18 protein-coding genes are annotated in these 16,992 nt (G+C 66.1%); 11 read left to right on the top strand and 7 right to left on the bottom strand.

Annotation, left to right across the window (positions count from 1 at the left end; genetic code table 11):
* Positions 1–144: 144 nt before the first annotated feature.
* Positions 145–1,722 carry a chromosomal replication initiator protein DnaA gene (gene dnaA / locus WS61_RS16275; protein WP_059501500.1) on the bottom strand — a complete coding sequence of 526 codons (1,578 nt, stop codon included), beginning with the start codon at positions 1,720–1,722 and terminating at the stop codon, positions 145–147.
* A 421-nt stretch (positions 1,723–2,143) separates the two neighbouring features.
* Here dnaA and rpmH point away from each other — a divergent pair, with 421 nt between their 5' ends.
* The 4 genes from rpmH (at position 2,144) to yidC (ending at position 4,764) form a co-directional block, all read left to right on the top strand.
* The gene (gene rpmH, locus WS61_RS16270; protein WP_004198824.1) at positions 2,144–2,278 is read left to right on the top strand and encodes a 50S ribosomal protein L34; all 135 of its coding nucleotides are present in this window, start codon (positions 2,144–2,146) and stop codon (positions 2,276–2,278) included.
* 15 nt (positions 2,279–2,293) lie between these two features.
* On the top strand, positions 2,294–2,755 hold the full coding sequence (rnpA, locus tag WS61_RS16265; RefSeq protein WP_034208729.1) for a ribonuclease P protein component: 462 nt from the start codon (positions 2,294–2,296) through the stop codon (positions 2,753–2,755).
* A gap of 75 nt (positions 2,756–2,830) precedes the next feature.
* The gene (gene yidD, locus WS61_RS16260; protein WP_006489939.1) at positions 2,831–3,097 is read left to right on the top strand and encodes a membrane protein insertion efficiency factor YidD; all 267 of its coding nucleotides are present in this window, start codon (positions 2,831–2,833) and stop codon (positions 3,095–3,097) included.
* An 8-nt stretch (positions 3,098–3,105) separates the two neighbouring features.
* Complete coding sequence (yidC, locus tag WS61_RS16255) at positions 3,106–4,764, top strand: membrane protein insertase YidC (RefSeq protein WP_059501498.1); 1,659 nt, start codon at positions 3,106–3,108, stop codon at positions 4,762–4,764.
* A gap of 117 nt (positions 4,765–4,881) precedes the next feature.
* Here the strand turns inward: yidC and WS61_RS16250 are convergent, their stop codons facing one another.
* A complete protein-coding gene (locus WS61_RS16250; protein WP_059501495.1) occupies positions 4,882–5,316 on the bottom strand; it encodes a transcriptional regulator in 435 nt (144 codons plus the stop codon).
* Positions 5,317–5,653: 337 nt separating this feature from the next.
* Here WS61_RS16250 and mnmE point away from each other — a divergent pair, with 337 nt between their 5' ends.
* The gene (gene mnmE, locus WS61_RS16245; protein ID WP_059501493.1) at positions 5,654–7,048 is read left to right on the top strand and encodes a tRNA uridine-5-carboxymethylaminomethyl(34) synthesis GTPase MnmE; all 1,395 of its coding nucleotides are present in this window, start codon (positions 5,654–5,656) and stop codon (positions 7,046–7,048) included.
* Between the two features lie 326 nt (positions 7,049–7,374).
* Here mnmE and WS61_RS35660 read toward each other — a convergent pair whose 3' ends face one another.
* From WS61_RS35660 to WS61_RS35220, 4 genes are all read right to left on the bottom strand, one after another.
* Positions 7,375–7,500 (bottom strand): hypothetical protein, encoded by a 126-nt coding sequence (locus tag WS61_RS35660; protein WP_256980637.1) that lies wholly within the window; start codon positions 7,498–7,500, stop codon positions 7,375–7,377.
* 150 nt (positions 7,501–7,650) lie between these two features.
* Positions 7,651–9,009, bottom strand: coding sequence for a diguanylate cyclase (locus WS61_RS16240; RefSeq protein WP_059501492.1), 1,359 nt, complete (start codon positions 9,007–9,009; stop codon positions 7,651–7,653).
* A gap of 109 nt (positions 9,010–9,118) precedes the next feature.
* A complete protein-coding gene (locus tag WS61_RS16235) occupies positions 9,119–9,367 on the bottom strand; it encodes a DUF2795 domain-containing protein (protein WP_059501490.1) in 249 nt (82 codons plus the stop codon).
* 116 nt (positions 9,368–9,483) lie between these two features.
* Entirely contained in the window at positions 9,484–9,654 is a 171-nt protein-coding gene (locus WS61_RS35220; protein ID WP_006489933.1) for a hypothetical protein, read from the bottom strand.
* Positions 9,655–9,805: 151 nt separating this feature from the next.
* Here WS61_RS35220 and speG point away from each other — a divergent pair, with 151 nt between their 5' ends.
* The 3 genes from speG to WS61_RS16220 all read left to right on the top strand — a co-directional run bounded on the left by speG (position 9,806) and on the right by WS61_RS16220 (position 11,944).
* Positions 9,806–10,363, top strand: coding sequence for a spermidine N1-acetyltransferase (gene speG / locus WS61_RS16230; RefSeq protein ID WP_059501514.1), 558 nt, complete (start codon positions 9,806–9,808; stop codon positions 10,361–10,363).
* Positions 10,364–10,852: 489 nt separating this feature from the next.
* Positions 10,853–11,200 carry a surface attachment protein Sap1 gene (gene sap1 / locus WS61_RS16225; RefSeq protein WP_059501489.1) on the top strand — a complete coding sequence of 116 codons (348 nt, stop codon included), beginning with the start codon at positions 10,853–10,855 and terminating at the stop codon, positions 11,198–11,200.
* 189 nt (positions 11,201–11,389) lie between these two features.
* Entirely contained in the window at positions 11,390–11,944 is a 555-nt protein-coding gene (locus WS61_RS16220; protein ID WP_059501487.1) for a YaeQ family protein, read from the top strand.
* A 21-nt stretch (positions 11,945–11,965) separates the two neighbouring features.
* On the opposite strand, the gene WS61_RS16215 is transcribed toward WS61_RS16220, so the two are convergent.
* On the bottom strand, positions 11,966–12,379 hold the full coding sequence (locus tag WS61_RS16215; protein ID WP_059501485.1) for a VOC family protein: 414 nt from the start codon (positions 12,377–12,379) through the stop codon (positions 11,966–11,968).
* Positions 12,380–12,809: 430 nt separating this feature from the next.
* Here WS61_RS16215 and ada point away from each other — a divergent pair, with 430 nt between their 5' ends.
* The 3 genes from ada (at position 12,810) to gshA (ending at position 16,938) form a co-directional block, all read left to right on the top strand.
* Complete coding sequence (ada, locus tag WS61_RS16210; protein ID WP_059501482.1) at positions 12,810–13,904, top strand: bifunctional DNA-binding transcriptional regulator/O6-methylguanine-DNA methyltransferase Ada; 1,095 nt, start codon at positions 12,810–12,812, stop codon at positions 13,902–13,904.
* Complete coding sequence (locus WS61_RS16205) at positions 13,901–14,860, top strand: DNA-3-methyladenine glycosylase (RefSeq protein ID WP_059501479.1); 960 nt, start codon at positions 13,901–13,903, stop codon at positions 14,858–14,860. The genes ada and WS61_RS16205 overlap by 4 nt, the downstream gene beginning before the upstream one ends.
* A 464-nt stretch (positions 14,861–15,324) precedes the next feature.
* Positions 15,325–16,938 (top strand): glutamate--cysteine ligase, encoded by a 1,614-nt coding sequence (gene gshA / locus WS61_RS16200; RefSeq protein WP_059501477.1) that lies wholly within the window; start codon positions 15,325–15,327, stop codon positions 16,936–16,938.
* Positions 16,939–16,992 lie beyond the last annotated feature (54 nt).

Genomic DNA, 16,992 nt, shown 5'->3' with positions numbered 1-16,992 from the left:
TGCAGCGCAGCAGCCACGCAGCGCCCCGCCGGCCGGGCTCTTGGCCCGCCACCACCGGGGCGGTCAAACCAGTATTGTGCCTCAAAACCGAACCGCCCCCCTTAAATTGGGGCGGAGGCCGAATTATCAAGCGCGCCGGCCCGTTCAGCCCTTCAGTGTCTGTTCCAGCACGTGCAGCTCGTGATTGAGCTGCGCGTCCTTGCTGCGCTCGTCGGCGATCTTGCGCACCGCGTGCAGCACGGTGGTGTGATCGCGCCCGCCGAACAGCTCGCCGATCTCCGGCAGGCTCTTCTGCGTGAGTTCCTTCGCCAGGTACATCGCAATCTGCCGCGGCCGCGCGATGTTCGCGGGGCGCTTCTTCGAGTACATGTCCGCGACCTTGATGTTGTAGAAGTCGGCGACGGTCTTCTGGATGTTCTCGACCGAAATCTGCCGGTTCTGCACGGTCAGCAGGTCCTTCAGCGCTTCCTTGGTCAGCTCGATCGAGATCTCGCGGCCATGGAACTTCGAATATGCGAGGATCTTGCGCAGCGCGCCTTCGAGTTCGCGCACGTTCGAGCGCAGGTGCTTCGCGACGAAGAACGCGACGTCTTCCGACAGGTTCACGCCTTCCGATTGCGCCTTGCGCATCAGGATCGCCACGCGCATCTCGAGCTCGGGCGGCTCGATCGCGACGGTGAGGCCGGAGTCGAAGCGCGAGATCAGGCGATCGTCGATGCCCGAGATCTCCTTCGGATACGTGTCGCTGGTGATGATCACCTGCGCCTTGTTCGCGACGAGCGCCTCGAACGCGTAGAAGAATTCCTCTTGCGTGCGCGACTTGCCGGAGAAGAACTGGATATCGTCGATCAGCAGCAGGTCGAGTGAGTGGTAGTAGCGCTTGAAGTCGTCGAATGCCTTGCGTTGGTACGCCTTCACCACGTCCGACACGTACTGTTCCGCGTGGATGTAGCGGATCCGCGCACCGGCCTTGTCGAGCAGCAGCTGGTTGCCGATCGCGTGAATCAGGTGGGTCTTGCCGAGGCCGACGCCGCCGTACAGGAACAGCGGGTTGTACGAGATGCCGGGGTTGTCTGCGACCTGGATCGCGGCGGCGCGCGCGAGCTGGTTCGCTTTACCGGTCACGAAGTTGTCGAACGTGAGCACCGGGTTCAGCTTCGAACGTTCGTACATCGAATCGGCTTCGCCGCCGTTGGCGGGCGCGGCGCCCGGGCCCGGACGCCACGTGCGGCGGCCCGCCGCCGCTTCGTGCGCGGGCAGGCTCGGCAGATCGATGTCGGCGTCGTCGGCGTTCAGGTGGTGCGCGGCGGCCGCGGACGGCGTCATCGGTACGTCGGCCGGCGCGCTGGGCGCCGCGGCGGCATGCGCGGTCAGGTTGGCGGCGATCGCGGCGACCGTCGCGGCCGGGCCGCTCGGGGCCAGCGGCGCACGCGGGGCGGCCGGTGCGGCGCCCGCGGGCGCGCTGCGCATGCCGGCCTTCGGATCGAGGACGAACTGGACTTCGATCGGCGTGTTCCAGAATTCTCGGGCCAGATCGGAGATGCGGCCCGAAAACTGGCTCTTGACCCAGTCCAGCTTGAAGCGGTTCGGCGCGGCGATGGACAGCGTGTTCGCCGACGCATCGAAGGCCACCGGGGCCAAGGGTTTGATCCACGTCACGTACTGCTGGGGCGTCAGCTCGCGCTCCAGCAGTGCGGAACAGTGTTGCCAGAAATCGTTCATCAAGTAGCTGTCGTTTTTTGCATGCACAGCGCGGCTCGCCGGCGCCCTTGTCGCGGTTGCGCAACAAGGCCCGAAGCGGTCGTGCGAGCGTGCCTCGGACGCCTGCGTCACAGTCCTGGAGGGGCAGGCGGGCGCCGAAGCGGCGTGCGGGATTCTTGGAGATAAGGCGAGATTCTAACGCCAAACGCGGCCACAGCGGGACTTATCCACAGGCTGGGATTGTGGGTCGCGGGGCCGGATCGGAGTGGGCCGGCACAGGCGGACGACTCCTAAAGTATTGACCGTCAAGAGAAAAACGGTTTAAATAGCGGGTTCCGCGAAAACCAATCCTGTATTCCCGGCGATTGCGTTCGCCCGAATGCCTCCGGTTAAGGGCACGCGGTCCCCTGAATTTCGACATTCTCGAACAAGTGAGAACATCATGAAACGTACTTACCAACCGTCCGTGACGCGCCGCAAGCGCACCCATGGCTTCCGTGTCCGCATGAAGACGGCAGGCGGCCGCAAGGTCATCAACGCTCGCCGCGCGAAGGGCCGCAAGCGCCTCGCCATCTAAGGCAGGTTGCGCGCTGTGTCCGCCGTCCGCAGCCCTGCGGAAGGTGCCGTCGAGCCGGGTGCGAATCCGTCGCAGACGAAAGCCGCCTTCCCGAAAGCTGCGCGACTTCTGAAAACGGATGAATTTTCATCCGTTTTTCGTTTGCGCCCCTGGCGGCGTTCCGCGCACTTCGTGATTTACGGCAAGCCGACCGGTCAGCCCGCGCGTCTGGGGCTCGTCATCGGCAAGAAGTATGCGCCGCGAGCGGTGACCCGTAACCTCGTGAAGCGGCTGGCGCGCGATGCGTTTCGCTTGCGCCGGGCCGAATTCGCCGGTTACGACCTGCTGCTGCGGCAGCACACGCGCTTCGACAAGAAAGCGCTGCCGAGCGCGGCTTCCGCCCCGCTCGCGGCGATGTGTGCGGCCGAGATCCGCGAGCTGCTCGACAGGGCAGCCCGGGAAATCGCCCGCCGCGCGTCGAAGCCCGCGTCCGAGTGACGCATCCGTGCCCGGTGCGGCGTTCGCGCCCGCCCGGCCGGTTTTGACGCGGCGTCGTACGGCGCCGCCCAAGGTATGAAAACGGTATTGATCGCCTTGCTGCGCTTCTACAAGGTTGCCGTGAGCCCGATGCTCGGCAACCGTTGCCGTTTTTATCCTTCCTGTTCGGATTACGCGCGCGAGGCAATCCAGTATCATGGCGCCGCGCGCGGCACGTATCTCGCCGTCAGGCGCGTGTGCCGATGCCATCCGTTTTCCGCGGGCGGCATCGACCTCGTCCCGCCGCCCAACTCCGACACTCGCGCTCGCGGCGAAGCCGACGCGCGGTCCCATCGACTCTGAGACAACGCATGGATATCAAACGCACCGTCCTATGGGTGATCTTCTTCATGTCAGCTGTCATGCTGTACGACAACTGGCAGCGGGACCATGGACGCCCGTCGATGTTCTTCCCGAGCGCCACGCACACGGCCCCGGCCGCTGCCGGCGGCGCATCGGGCACGGGCGCGACGACCGCAGGTGACGTGCCTGCCGCCGCAGCCGGCGCCGCACCGTCGACGACGGCCCCGGCCGCGCAGGCGCAGCTCGTGAAATTCTCGACCGACGTGTACGACGGCGAAATCGACACGCGCGGCGGCACGCTCGCGAAGCTGACGCTGAAGAAGCAGGGCGACGGCAAGCAGCCCGACCTGTACATCACGCTGTTCGACCACACGGCCGGCCACACGTATCTCGCACGCACGGGCCTCGTCGGCGGCGATTTCCCGAATCACACGGACGTCTACACGCAGATCGATGCGGGCCCGACGTCGCTGACGGGCGATCAGAACACGCTGAAGCTGTCGTTCGAATCGCCGGTGAAGGGCGGCGTGAAGGTCGTGAAGACCTACACGTTCACGCGCGGCAGCTACGTGATCGGCGTCGACACCAAGATCGACAACGTCGGTACGGCGCCTGTGACGCCGAGGCTCTATATGGAGCTGGTCCGCGACAACACGCCGGTCGAAACGCCGATGTTCTCGCATACGTTCCTCGGGCCGGCGGTCTATACGGATGCGAAGCACTTTCAGAAGATTGACTTCAGCGATCTCGACAAGAACAAGGCGAACTTCGAGACCTCTGCCGACAATGGCTGGATCGCGATGGTGCAGCACTACTTCGCGTCGGCGTGGATTCCGCAGCAAGGCGCGAAGCGTGAGATCTACGCGAAGAAGTTGGACGGGTCGCTCTATCGCATCGGCGTAGAGCAACCGGTCGCCGCGATCGCGCCGGGCCAGTCGGCCGACGTGCAGGCGCGCCTGTTCGCCGGTCCGGAAGAAGAGCGCATGCTCGAAGGCATCGCGCCCGGCCTGGAGCTCGTGAAGGACTACGGCTGGGTGACGATCATCGCGAAGCCGCTGTTCTGGCTGCTCGAGAAGATCCACAGCTACGTCGGCAACTGGGGTTGGGCGATCGTGCTGCTGACGGTGCTGATCAAGGCCGTGTTCTTCCCGCTGTCGGCGGCGAGCTACAAGTCGATGGCGCGCATGAAGGAAATCACGCCGCGCATGCAGGCGCTGCGCGAACGCTTCAAGAGCGATCCGCAGAAGATGAACGCCGCGCTGATGGAGCTGTACAAGACCGAGAAGGTCAATCCGTTCGGCGGCTGCCTGCCGGTCGTGATCCAGATCCCGGTGTTCATCTCGCTGTACTGGGTGCTGCTCGCCTCGGTCGAAATGCGCGGCGCGCCGTGGATTCTGTGGATTCATGACCTGTCGCAGCGCGATCCGTTCTTCATCCTGCCGGTGCTGATGGCCGTGTCGATGTTCGTGCAGACGAGCCTGAACCCGACGCCGCCGGATCCGGTCCAGGCGAAGATGATGAAGTTCATGCCGATCGCGTTCTCGGTGATGTTCTTCTTCTTCCCGGCCGGTCTCGTGCTGTATTACGTCGTCAACAACGTGCTGTCGATCGCGCAGCAGTACTACATCACGCGCAAGCTCGGCGGCGTCAAGAAGAAGCCGGCCTGACGTCCGTTGCATTCGCGGGCGGCCAGCCGCCCGCGATGCTCGCAAAAAAAGCCGCATGGTTCGTGACCATGCGGCTTTTTGTTTCCCGGCGACGGCGGCGCGTGCGGTTGCTGCCGTTCAGGCTTTCTTCGCTTCGGGTTTCGGATCGCCGTAGAACTGCTCGACCAGTTCCTGAACGAGGTAGCGCTGGTGGGGAGACAGCGCTTCGATCTTCGATGCGAGTTCGATCGTCTCGGGCGTCGGCGGATAGCGTTCGTCGCGCGGCAGCGGTTGCGGCGTCGGATGTTCGATCACGCTCGGCGACGGCCCGTAATGCAGCCAGTGCACTTCGACGCGCAACCATTCGGCAAGCGTTTCGAGTTTGTCCGACGTCGGGATCGTGCGGCCCGTCAACCATTTGTGCGCGGTTTGCGGCGAAACGGGATGCGTTCCGCGATGGCGCAGATTGAATCGGTTCGCCAGCTCCGTCGCGCCCGTGACCTTCTCCGGGCTGCGCCGCAGGGCAAATTTCAGGCGTTCCGAGAACGCGGCTTTTTCTTCGGATGTCGGCATGGGGAGATTGTGCAATTCCATCGCCGCGTCTCAGACAACCATATGAGATAAACGTATCTTATTCGGACGAATCCCGGCCCTGATCAGGATGGGCGATGAAATTGAGGGACGCAGTGCCGAGCCCCTCCGGCACGCATACTCGTCCGAAATGGCCGGTGTGTGATGATGCCGGACTAATACTTGGCTTATCCCCGGCGGGATAAATTCGGGCGAGTCCGAATCCGGCGTCGCGGCCGGTGGCGGGCGAGCCGGCACGCTACAATGCCGGCGTTCCGATGCCCGAACTGTTGTGCGGGCGCGCCATTGACTCGCTGCTTACCCGATTTCTCCGATTCCCATGCTCGCTACCGATTCCGATCCGATCGTCGCCATTGCCACTGCTGCCGGCCGGGGCGGCATCGGGGTCGTCCGCGTGTCGTTCGGGCGCGGCGGCGAGGCGGCCGCGCTGCCGCTGATCGACACGTTGTGCGGGCAGAAGCTCGCGCCGCGTCATGCGAGCTACGTGCCGTTCCTCGACGCGCACGGCGCGCCGCTCGACCGCGGGATCGCGCTGTATTTCCCGGCGCCGCATTCGTATACCGGCGAGCACGTGCTCGAACTGCAGGGGCATGGCGGGCCGATCGTGATGCAGTTGCTGCTGCAGCGCTGCCTGGATGCGGGGCGCGGCTTCGGGCTGCGGCTCGCGGAGCCGGGCGAGTTCACGCGGCGCGCGTTCCTGAACGACAAGCTCGACCTCGCGCAGGCCGAGGCCGTTGCCGACCTGATCGAGGCGAGCACCGAGGCGGCCGCGCGCTCGGCCGGGCGTTCGCTCGACGGCGCGTTCTCGCGGCAGATCCATGCGCTCGTCGACGACGTGATCACGCTGCGGATGCTGGTCGAGGCGACGCTCGATTTTCCGGAGGAGGAAATCGACTTCCTCGAAGCGGCCGACGCGCGCGGCAAGCTCGCGAAGATCCGTGCGCAGCTCGCGCACGTGCTCGGCGATGCGCGGCAGGGCGCGCTGTTGCGCGAAGGGCTGTCGGTCGTGCTCGCTGGGCAGCCGAACGTCGGCAAGTCGTCGCTGCTGAATGCGCTGGCGGGCGCCGAGCTGGCGATCGTCACGCCGATCGCCGGAACGACGCGCGACAAGGTCGCGCAGACGATCCAGGTCGAAGGGATTCCGCTGCACATCATCGATACGGCCGGGCTGCGCGAGACGGAGGACGAAGTCGAGCGGATCGGCATTGCGCGCACGTGGAGCGAGATCGAGCGCGCGGATGTCGTGCTGCATCTGCTCGATTCGCGCACGGGAATGACGCCGGACGACGGGACGATCGCGGCGCGGTTTCCGGCCGGCGTGCCGGTGGTGCGCGTGCTGAACAAGACGGATCTGACCGGCGTGCCGGCAAGCGTCGAGCATCCGGCGGCGGAAGGTGACCTGACCGAGGTACATCTGTCGGCCAAGCGCGGCGACGGGATCGACATGCTGCGCGCGGAGCTGCTGCGGATCGCCGGATGGCAGGCGGGGGCCGAGGGCGTTTATCTGGCGCGCGAGCGGCATCTGATCGCGCTGCGGGCTGCGCAGGCGCATCTCGCACAGGCGGCCGATCATGCGGAGCAGCGCGCGCAGTCGCTCGATCTGTTTGCGGAAGAGCTTCGGCTCGCGCAGGAGCAGCTCAATTCGATTACCGGGGAGTTCACTTCGGACGATCTGCTGGGAGTGATTTTCAGCAGGTTTTGTATCGGGAAGTGAGCGGACACTGAGCTGTACGTTGCAGCTGCCAGCGGCGTGCCATCGAGTACGAACAGCATTGGCACCCATGCATCGTTATTGCCGGCTTCCGAAACAAATTCAAACACCTTTTCTTTGCGCTGCATGATTCGACTGCGGCGGGTAGCTGCCTGATCTTGAATGATGATGCCGTCGATGATCAGGACTGTGCTGCCCGACCGAGCCGCCACACGCACGCAATCGGCCGGTGTGGTGTCGGACGGGAGGGGGGCGATGGTGCCGTGAAGCCGCTGGAGGATGAGGGAGCAGTTGGCACGGGCAACGTTCTTCCACTCGGCCGGGAGGCCTTAATCCCAATGACGATGATGATGGTAATACCCGCCATCCCCGTAATACCCGCCACCGTCAGGCACCACGATACAGCCGCTCAACAACACGGCGACGCCGGCAATCAGCAAAAGGGTCTTCTTCATCGCGTTCACCTGCTCGGGTTCGATATGGAACCCAGCATAGCGAGCGCCCACAACACCGGCTGTAAGCGTTGGTATCCCGGTCACGCAATCCGTAACGGCGGATTATTCCGGTCACAATGACCGTAACAATTAGCCAAACAGCAGACGTTTTCAGGCGACGACGACCCGGTTTCGCCCCATATCCTTCGCCCGGTACAGCGCGGCATCGGCGGCTTCGATCAACGCGTCGGGTGTCGACAGATCATCGGCCGCCACGGTTGCGCAGCCGACGCTGACGCTCACGCGTCCGGCCGGCGAATCGGGCATCGCGAGGTTGAGCCGCAGCATGGCTTCGCGCGCTTCGTCGGCCACCACCCGCGCACCGCGCGCGTCGGTGTTCGGCAGCACGATCGCGAATTCCTCGCCGCCGTAGCGCGCGACGATATCGGCCGGCCGCCGTACGGCGCCGGCCAGTGCGTTCGCGACGGCGATCAGGCACGCATCGCCCTTCACGTGACCGAACGCGTCGTTGTACGCCTTGAAGTGATCGACGTCGACCATCAGCAGCGACAGCGGTTCGCCCTGCCGTCGCGCCTGCAGGAACAGCGTGTGGAAATGATCGTTGAAGTGGCTGCGGTTGAACGCGCCCGTGAGCCCGTCGCGCGCGGAAGAACGGATCAGCGTCGCATGCGCTTCGAACAACTGCTGATACAGCATCGTCACTTCCCACGCGAGCACGCACACGAGCACGCCGGGCGTGAACATGCTGAACACGCGCGCGACATACCAGCCGACCGTGAAGCGGTTCGTGGTCAGCAGGTTCAGCGTCGTGTCGGTCAGGCACGCGAGCACCGCGATCGCGAGCCACAGGTCGAGCGTCGTGCGCAGCCGGCCCGCGACGAGCACGGCCGCGAGCGCGAGCACGTTGAGGATCCATACGACGAGCGCGATGCCGTTGACGGGCAGCACGGCTGCGTCGCGAGGCGGATGGAACGCGGGCGGCAGCGACACGTTCAGCGCGAGCGCGCACAGGAGCGCCGCCGCGACGGCCGGGCCGCCGACGAGCGCGATCGTCCAGCGGCGCGTCTCTTTCGCGCCGACCGGGGCACGCGTGAGCCGCTCGCGTGCGAACAGCGCGGCCATCACGAAGCACGGAAAGCCGGCATGCCAGAAGATCCACATCCATGCGGCGCTCTGCGGGCGCGCGCCGAGCAGGCCGTGCGGCGCGAACACGCCGGGAAAGGTGAGCAGTTGCAGCGCGACGGCGAGCGCGGTGAACGCATAGGCGCCGCCGAGCGCACCGAGCACGGGCTGGCGCGTCACGGTGAACTGCGCGCCGAGGAAGAACGCCGCGATGCTCGCGGTCGTGAACACGGTGAGCGCGCACATCGGCATGAATGGCTCGACGGCCGGCAGCGCGACGTTCGCGTGCGGCGCGGCGATCCCGAGCGCAAGCAGGATGACGAGTGCCGTCAGCGCGCCGAACCACAGCTGACGTCGCGTCGTGTGCTGGATCAGGATGCCTTCCATGGATTCCCCCGGGCATGCGTGCTCGAGCGCCCGGTCTTGCGCCAGGCGGCACGCATCCGATCGCGGCGCGACGGGTGCGGTCCGATCCTATCCCGTTATTGGCGTCCGCTCAAATGCCGAGCCCCGGGCCGAAGTTGCCGGCGACGCAGCGCGTGACGGCGTCGACGTCCGCGTAATCCTGTTCGGGCAGACCGTCGAGCATCGACAGCACTTCGTTACTGGCGCCGGCATCGCGTGCGGCATCGACGATCGCATCCTTGTTCGCCGGATAGCGGACGGCCGCCAGCACATCGGCGATCTGCAGGTCGATCGTTTCGTTCGGGATATCGTGCGGAGGAAGGGCGGGCTTGTCGTTCACGTCGGGGTCTCGCGGGTTGAGCGGGAATCGGATCGAAGCGCAAGAATCGTGCACCGCATGTTATCCGGCCCAGGGTGGCCCGGCCGACGCGTGCTGCGGATCGACGAGGATCGAAGTCAATGCCCGCGTCGCACGCGGCGCCACGGATGCTTCCAGTCGATGTGCGGTGCGTTCTCGTCGCGCGGATGCTGGCGGCGATGCTCCTGCCAGAGTTCGTCGGAAAACAGCGCAGCCACGATGACCAGCGGCAGCACGAGGAAAATGCCGAGTATGACTTGCTCGATCACGATAGCCTCCTTGCGGTGGCAGGAACCCTTGCTCTCATTCTAGGCTCTGAACTGCGCCGGCATTCAATTTCTTACGGTGCGCAACGGCGCCGAACGCGGCCGTGCCGCGCCGGCGTTCCGCACGTGCGCCGGCATCGAAAAGGACATGAACATGCAACTCCAGAACGATACCCACACGCTCGCGCTGCGGCCGCTGGAGCGCCAGGACCTGCGCTTCGTCCACGAGCTGAACAACGACGCGAAGATCATGCGCTACTGGTTCGAGGAGCCGTACGAAACCTTCTCGGAACTGTCGCAACTGTACGACCGCCACGTGCACGACCAGCGCGAGCGCCGGTTCGTCGCGGTCGATGCGCAAGACGAACTGGTCGGCCTCGTCGAGCTGATCGAGCTCGACTACATCCACCGTCGCGGCGAGTTCCAGATCATCATCGCGCCGCACTGCCAGGGGCGCGGCTACGCGGGCCAGGCGACGCGTCTCGCGGTCGAGTACGCGTTCAAGGTGCTGAACATGCGCAAGCTTTACCTGATCGTGGATACGTCGAACGCGGCGGCGATCCATGTGTACGAGAAATGCGGATTCCAGCACGAGGCCGAATTGAAGGAAGAATTTTTCGGGAATGGCGCGTATCACAACGCTTATCGGATGTGCATCTTCCAGCACGATTATTTCGCGCGTCAGCCAATCGGGCTGAATAAAGCAGGGTAAACACCACACTGGTAAAAGGCGCTTGCGACGGGGCTTCGCAGGCGCCGAACGGATGCGGGGAACTACGGATAAATACGGATGCGCTTATATCTGGCATTTTTCTTGTTTCAGGTAAAAGCGATTCCGCGCTGCGGTAAAGTCGAATCGTTTCGGATGACTTTATGTGCAACGCATCAAAATGATCCGGATAGCGAAATGGATTATCCAAACCGTTCAATCGTCGCATTGTAAATTTGCTGAAAGCCTTGCCGGGTAACGCTTTCCGCCCGGCGGCGCGGGCCGGCGCATCGTTCGGCAGCCCGTGCCGCCCGCGCGTGTCGCGCCAAAAGCGGGCTGCGCACGGGGTGCGACAATCCGCCGCTATTGCGGTCGCACAACAAATGTGCTTGCTATCGTTTGCCGGTCTTCTAAAGTGAAAAACGCGGGTTCACGATCACCTTTAAACACATAGCTAACCCAGCCTGGTGCCCGCAAGCCTGGAGACAGAACATGATGAAGCGTACCGGTGTCCTTTTTGCCCTTGTCGGCGCATTTTGCGCTGTGTCGATTGCCCAGGCCGGCGGCGATTCGGCCGTCAAGCCGAAGCAGGAAATCCAGCTGACGAAGAACGCATGGGGCTGCCTGTCGAAAGACAATCTGGACTCCGTACTGAGTCACGAACGTGACGGCAAGTCGCAGGCGAAGCAGCAGTACTTCGACGACTTCCGCTGCCTGTCGGTGCCGGAAGGCCAGCGCTTCCGCGTGGTATCGGTCGAGCAGGGCGACGTGCAGTTCGTCAGCGCCGACAACAGCGACCAGCAAGGCCTCTGGACCGATTCGCGCTTCGTCAAGCAGTAACCGTCCACTCACCGCGCCGTCGCACGACGCGCGAGCGCGCCGGCCCGTCGGGTCGGCGGCGCGAATCGAACACGGCCCGGCCCATGCCGGGCCGTTGTACTGTGGATCGCGCATGAAGCACGTCGGACGGCGCGCATTCGGTATCATCACGGCCCGACCGAACCGAATGCCCGCCCGGGCCGCATCCGCATGGCGCTGAAATCCACGATCTACAAAGCCGAACTGCAAATCGCCGACATGGATCGGCATTACTATGCCGATCACGCGCTGACGGTGGCGCGCCATCCGTCGGAAACCGACGATCGGATGATGGTGCGCATCGTCGCGTTCGCGCTGTTCGCGCACGAGCGACTCGAATTCTGCAAGGGGCTGTCGGACGTCGACGAGCCCGATCTGTGGCAGAAGGACCTGACGGGCGCGATCGACGTATGGATCGAGGCCGGCCAGCCGGACGAACGGCGCATCTCGAAGGCGGCCGGCCGTGCCGGGCAGGTCACGGTGATCGCCTACGGCGGCAAGACGTCGGAGATCTGGTGGCAGGGCGTGCGCAGCAAGGTCGAACGGCTGCGCAACGTGCAGGTGCTGTCGCTCGCCGATGGTGTCGCGGCTGCGCTCGGGCGACTCGCGGAGCGCACGATGCGCCTGCAGTGCACGGTGCAGGACGGCGCCGCATGGATCTCGAGCGCCGATCACGATCCGGTCGCGGTCGAGTGGACGGTACTGAAGGCGCGCGCCGACGCGTGACGGCCCGCGCGCCGGCCGCGTTCAGCCGAGCGCGGCCGGCGGCCCCTTGAATTCGACCATGTTCCCTTCGGGATCGAACAGGTAGATCGACGGCCCGTAGCCGCTTGCGCCGTAGCGTTGCGCCGGCGCTTCCGGCCGCGCGCCATGCGCGGCGAAATGGGCGATCAATGCGTCGGGATCGAACGGCTCGACGCGCAGGCACAGGTGGTCGAGGTTGCGCCCGGTGCCGGGCGGGCCGCTGTCGGGGCGGTCGATCGGGCCGCCGACCGCGAGCAGGTCGATCAGCGCATCGCCGGCGCGCAGCTGCACGAGGCCCAGGTCGGGCTGCTCCTTCTCCACATGGCAACCGACGGCGTCGCAGTAAAAACGTGTCATTGCCGCCATGTCGGTCACGCGCAGCACGATGTGATCGATTCCGCGGATGGTGGGCTTCATGGGCGGGCACTCCTTCGCAGTCGACGAGCATCGAGTGTAGACGCAACGCGCCTGCGCTGCCGGCCGGAGCGCGGCACAATCGACGGACGAAAAAAAGCCCGTTCACGCAGAGCGGAACGGGCTTAATCCATATCAGGAGGAGACATGGAGGAGACAGTTCCAACTATACACACGGCGATGGTGCGACGCAATATTCCGATTGCAAAAAAACGTCAGGACGACGATTTGTCGCATCCGCACTGCAGCAAAATGATGACGCGACGATGACGAAAGCCATGCGGGAGCGGCTGTCGCGCGCGTTTCGTCGGATTTATTTTTAGCGATGCGGCCCCGATTCATCGGCACGAATCACAGAGCAAGATTCAGGGCGCGACGGCATGCGCCGATGTCTAGAGTAGGCACCGTCTACACTAGAGAGTGCGAGGTTCAAATGAAAACCGCCTATCCGACCGACGAGGCCCGCTGGGCCGCCGTGACCGAACGCGATCCGCATGCGGACGGCGCGTTCTTCTATGCCGTCAGCACGACCGGCGTGTTCTGCCGGCCGACCTGCGCGTCGCGCCAGCCGCGCCGCGAGAACGTGTCCTTTTTCGCCGATCCGGCGGCCGCGCGCGCGGCCGGCTTCCGGCCCTGCAAGCGTTGTCAGCCGGAAGGGCTGCCGCGCGAGCTGGAAATCGTCAATCGCGCGTGCGCGGTGCTCGACGCGCACGCCGAGCGGCTCACGCTGCAGCAGTTGAGCGATGCCGTACACGTGAGCCCGTTCCACCTGCAGCGGCTCTTCAAGCGCGTGGTCGGCGTGTCGCCGCGGCAGTACCAGGCCGCGCAGCGCGGCGCCGCGCTGCGGCAGGCGCTGCAAAGCGGACAGCCGGTCACGCAGGCGGCCGTCGACGCGGGTTTCAATTCGCCGTCGCGGCTCTATGCGTCGGTGCCGCGCGAATTGGGGATGGCGCCGTCGTCCTTCCGCCGCCAGGGCGCGGGCTTGCGGATCGACTATGCGACCGCGCCGACGTCGCTCGGCACGGTGCTCGTCGCCGCCACCGAACAGGGCATCTGCCGGATCGCGTTCGGCGACGACGCGGCGTCGCTCGTCGGCGAGCTGAAGGCGGCGTTCGCGCGGGCCGAACTGGTCGAATCGCCGGCCCGGCTCGCGCCGTTCGTCACACAGATCCGCGCGTACCTCGACGGCACGCGGCACGCATTCGACCTGCCGCTCGACATCGCGCCGACCGCGTTTCAGCAGCGCGTGTGGGAAGCGCTGACGCACATCCCGTACGGCGAAACGCGCAGCTATTCGGAGATCGCCGAGGCGCTCGGCTCGCCGCGCGCGGTGCGGGCGGTCGCGTCCGCGTGCGCGTCGAATCCGGTCGCGCTCGCGATCCCGTGCCACCGCGTCGTGCAAAAGGGCGGTGCGCTCGCCGGCTATCGCTGGGGCGTGCGCCGCAAGGCGACGCTGCTCGCGGCCGAGGCGCGTCATATCCACGACAACGATGAAGCCGAAGCCGAGACGGAGGGCAGTGCGGTTTGAGTATCGAGACGACGACGATCAAGTCCCTCGCGAACGGCGGCCCAGTGCCGCCGTCCGCGCAGATGGAGCTGCGCTACAAGGCGCCGTACGACTGGGCGCGCGTGCTGCGCTTCTTCAGCGGGCGCGCGATTCCGGGCGTCGAGCAGGTCGCCGACGGCGTGTATCGCCGCATCGTCGACCTGCATGGCATTGCAGGCCGGCTCACCGTCGCGAAACATCCGCGCAAGCATTGCTTGATCGCGACCGTCGAAGGGGCGCTCGCGCGTCACGTCGACGATGCGTTCGCCGCACGCGTCGCGACGATGTTCGACCTCGGCGCCGATCCGGCCGCGATCGGCGGCGGGCTCGCGCGCGACCCTTGGTTCGCGCCGCTCGTCGAGGCCGCGCCGGGGCTGCGCGTGCCGGGCGCGTGGTCGGGGTTCGAGCTGGCCGTGCGCGCGATCGTCGGCCAGCAGGTGAGCGTGAAGGCCGCGACGACGATCGTCGGCCGGCTCGTCGAACGGGCCGGCGAACGCGTGATTCATGAAGACGACGGCGCGCCCGCGTGGCGTTTCCCGACACCCGACGCGCTGGCCGCGTGCGATCTCGACAAGATCGGGATGCCCGGCAAGCGCGTGGCGGCGCTGACCGGCGTGGCGCGCGCGGTGGCGGCGGGCGACGTGCCGGTCGACCGCGCGCATGCCGATCTCGCGACGCTGCGCAGCGCATGGCTCGAGCTGCCCGGCATCGGCCCGTGGACCGTCGAATACATTGCGATGCGCGCGTGGCGCGACCCGGACGCGTGGCCGGCATCCGATCTCGTGCTGATGCAGTCGATCGCCGCGCGCGACCCGGCGCTCGACCGGCTCACCAGCCAGAAGCGCCGCACCGAAGGCTGGCGGCCGTGGCGTGCGTATGCGGCGCTGCATCTGTGGAACGAAGTGGCCGACCGGGCGGGCGGCGCGCGCGGCGGGTAAGCGCGGCGGCCCGCCACCGGGCGCGACTGCAACGCGGCCGGGCTGCAACCCGTTGCGCACACGGCGCCGGCATGCGGCAAGCGCCGGCGTGACGCGGCGGGTCATGGCGAGTTCGCGCGTCCGGCGTCGGCCGGACGTCGCGCGTGCGATGCGTGCGTACGCGTCGTTTCGCGATCCAATCGCCGACAAGGTTGCACTTGCCGCCGCTCGTTCGCCGTTCGCGTTCCGTCCGACGAATGGCGCCGGCCGGCATCCGATCGGCGTCGTCCGGAACCGGCGATACCGGCCGGGACGGCCGCGCCCGGCCCGTCCGACGGCCCGCTCAGGCCCGCGCGCCGTGCCCGCGGCCACCTCAAGCGCGGGTTCCGGCGAGATGTTAAAGTGCCCGCTACCAACGAAGCGACCAACAATCCAGCCGGCCGCGCGCGGCGTTCTGCGCGCGGCCGTCACGCACTTGCGTCTCCATGTCGAACACCATGACTCACCGCCAGTCCGAACTGCTGCTGAATCGCCTCGACGCGCTGAGCTCTGGCCCGACGCGGCAGCATCTGCCCGACGGCCTGCGCGGCATCGAAAAGGAAAGCCTGCGCGTGACGCGCGACGGGATGATCGCGTTCACGCCGCATCCGCGCGCGCTCGGTTCGGCGCTCACGCATCCGGCGCTGACGACCGACTATTCCGAAGCGCTGATCGAACTGATCACGCCCGCGGAGCGCGACGCCGCGCTCACGCTCGAACGCCTCGACGATCTGCATCGCTACGTCTATGCATCGCTCGGCGACGAGATGCTGTGGAGCGACTCGATGCCCGGACTGCTGCCGGCCGACGATCAGATCCCGATCGCCGACTACGGCACGTCGAACATCGGCCGCCTGAAGACGGTGTACCGGCGCGGCCTCGCGTATCGCTACGGCCGCACGATGCAATGCATCGCCGGCATCCACTACAACTACTCGCTGCACGAGGAAGTGTGGCGGCGCCTGCATGCGGAAGAAGGGTCGACGGCGACGCTCGTCGATTACCAGTCGGAACGCTATCTCGCGCTGATCCGCAACTTCCGCCGCCGCAGCTGGCTGCTGATGTACCTGTTCGGCGCGTCGCCCGTGCTCGACACGAAGTTCCTGCGCGGCAAGCCGCACAAGCTCGACACGTTCGACGCCGATACGCTGTACCGGCCGTATGCGACCAGCCTGCGGATGAGCGATCTCGGCTACTCGAACACGACGGCCCAGGCCGCGCTGCACGTCGACTACAACACGCTGCCCGGCTATCTCGACGCGCTGTCGAAGGCCGTCAGCGAGCCGTATCCGGCGTACGAGGCGATCGGCACGCATCGCGACGGCGAGTGGATCCAGATCAACACGAACGTGCTGCAGATCGAGAACGAGTTCTACTCGACGATCCGGCCGAAGCGCGTCACGTATTCGGGCGAGCGGCCGCTGCATGCGCTCGCGTCGCGCGGCGTGCAGTACATCGAGGTGCGCTGTCTCGACATCGATCCGTTCGAACCGACCGGCATCGCACTGGAGACCGCGCGCTTCCTCGACGCGTTCCTGCTCGCCTGCGCGCTCGACGAAAGCGCGCCGCTCGACTGCGACGCGTACAAGGAAGCGAACGCGAACTTCGGCAGCGTGACGCTGGATGGCCGCAAGCCGGGGCTCGCGCTGATGCGCGACGGCCAGCCGGTCGCGCTGCAGGCGTGGGCGGACGCGCTGATGGCCGATATCGACATCGTCGGCCGCCGTCTCGACGACATTCGCGGCGGCGACGAGCATGCGCGCGCGATTGCCGCGCAACGCGAGAAGCTCGCCGACCCGGAGCGCACGCCGTCCGCGCGCGTGCTGCGCACGATGCGCGAGAACGGTCAGTCGTTCCTCGCATTCGCGCTCGCTCAAAGCGAAGCGCATGCCGCGCATTTCCGCGCGCACCCGCCTTCGGCCGAGATGCTGCGCACCGAGCAGGCGCTCGCCGCGAAGTCGCTGGCCGAGCAGGCCGAGCTTGAAGCGAAGGAGGCCGGATCGTTCGACGCGTTCGTCGCAGCCTATCGCGCCTATACGCTGAACCGCTTCAGCGTGTGACGATCGTGCATGCGGCCGGCGCACGGTGCGCCGCGCCGCGATGCGATTGCAATC

It is taken from the genome of Burkholderia sp. ABCPW 11, from assembly GCF_001523445.1.
Classification (GTDB): domain Bacteria; phylum Pseudomonadota; class Gammaproteobacteria; order Burkholderiales; family Burkholderiaceae; genus Burkholderia.
The sequence above is the reverse complement of the archived record's forward strand: the minus strand, read 5'-3'. Positions and strand labels throughout refer to the sequence as shown.